The sequence below is a fragment of the Vreelandella indica genome (genome assembly GCF_037070225.1).
Classification (GTDB): domain Bacteria; phylum Pseudomonadota; class Gammaproteobacteria; order Pseudomonadales; family Halomonadaceae; genus Vreelandella; species Vreelandella arctica.
The window spans coordinates 1-1,349 of sequence record NZ_JBANSO010000090.1; the positions used below are offsets into that span (position 1 = coordinate 1).

Sequence of the window (1,349 nt, forward strand, 5' to 3'; positions counted from 1 at the left end):
GGCGCTCAAGTGGCTAAATGCCGATATTAAGATTACCCAGCCAGATGACCGGCTGGGTAAATGAATAAGGACAACAGGCGGTGGAAACGGCTCGAAATCGGGTTTTTCTACAGCCTCGTTATGTGGCATAGGGAGCGATCATGAATTCAGCCGTCGCGAAGCAAATTGCTGATCTTCTCAATAGCGAAAATCAATTAGTTGTCGCCTATACCGAGAAAAAAGTCATGGAGAATGGCGAGACATACCTCTATGAACTTGGTGAGAGCAATGAGGTGCTTTCTTGCATCGAGTGCAAGAGAGTCCAATGGTATCAATATGAAGTGTGCCACCTGACAGTGAATCCGAAGCACCGAGGAAATGGGTACGGAAGAAGTATCCTAAATAAAGCGATGGAGCACGCCAAAGAAAAAGGTGGGCGCATTGTTCAATGCACTATTCGAGAAAATAATGCGGAAAGTTCGGGGCTTTTTGAAAGCGCTGGTTTCCATAAATCCTCAGTATTTTTTTATCCAAATAGTGGTAACAATGTTTGTGTATGGCAAAGGGTTATTAGTGCTGCCACATAACCAAGCAATTAAATTCGCTCCCTGCGGTCGCCGGACGCTCGTTCCTCGCGCCGTTTATTGTGGGCGTTAGGAGTCAAGACTTGACCGATAGAATTTCAGAAATATCAGATTTCATGCTTCAGTTGGACGCATTGAAATCCGTGAATCGAAGAACCTACATCAATGGTGGGGAGAGGGTAGAAAACTCCGCAGAGCACTCATGGCATTTGGCAATGGCATGCTGGGCATTTGCGGAGCTACTAGAAGATGATTATGATGTCCCTAAACTCATCAAGCTCGCGCTAATCCATGATCTAGGTGAGATGGGGGCAGGAGATACGTTCCTTTACAGCAATAACAGAGACAGCGCACACGTTCACGAGCGTGAGAGCATAAAAAGAATTGCCTCGCACCCTGGCAACCCAATTGAGGATATTATCGATCTCTGGGAGGAGCAAGAGGGGGGCATGAGCAAAGAATCAAGATTGCTGAAAGTCATTGACCGCTTATTGCCATTCCTTCACAACATTACCAGTGAAGGCCGTGCGTGGCAGGACAACGGCATACACAAGAATCAAGTGTTGAAAATGCACCAATTTATTGAGTCCGAAAGCCCTGAAATTTACGCCTGGTTTATTAAGAATCTTGAATATGCCGTTGAGCAAGGCTGGCTAGATGCCTCCTAATCGGGTAGCCGGGGGTGTCTAGCCCCCAGCCCCCACAACACCCTGCATGCGGAACCGCACAGGGCGTTTCACTCAGTAGTGAAGCTTGATCCATCCATCGCGCAGTGATACCAAACCG

At 47.4% G+C, this 1,349-nt stretch carries 2 protein-coding genes; both read left to right on the forward strand.

Features of this window, described 5'->3' with window-relative positions; genetic code table 11:
* Positions 1-140: 140 nt before the first annotated feature.
* Positions 141-566, forward strand: coding sequence for a GNAT family N-acetyltransferase (locus tag V8L71_RS20620; protein WP_336275338.1), 426 nt, complete (start codon positions 141-143; stop codon positions 564-566).
* Positions 567-646: 80 nt separating this feature from the next.
* Positions 647-1,231, forward strand: a complete 585-nt coding sequence (locus V8L71_RS20625; RefSeq protein ID WP_240457643.1) for an HD domain-containing protein — start codon at positions 647-649, stop codon at positions 1,229-1,231.
* Positions 1,232-1,349 lie beyond the last annotated feature (118 nt).

Excerpts from the sequence above, each read along its gene's own strand:
- V8L71_RS20620 (WP_336275338.1), top strand. The coding sequence starts at position 141 with ATGAATTCAGCCGTCGCGAAGCAAATTGCTGATCTTCTCAATAGCGAA.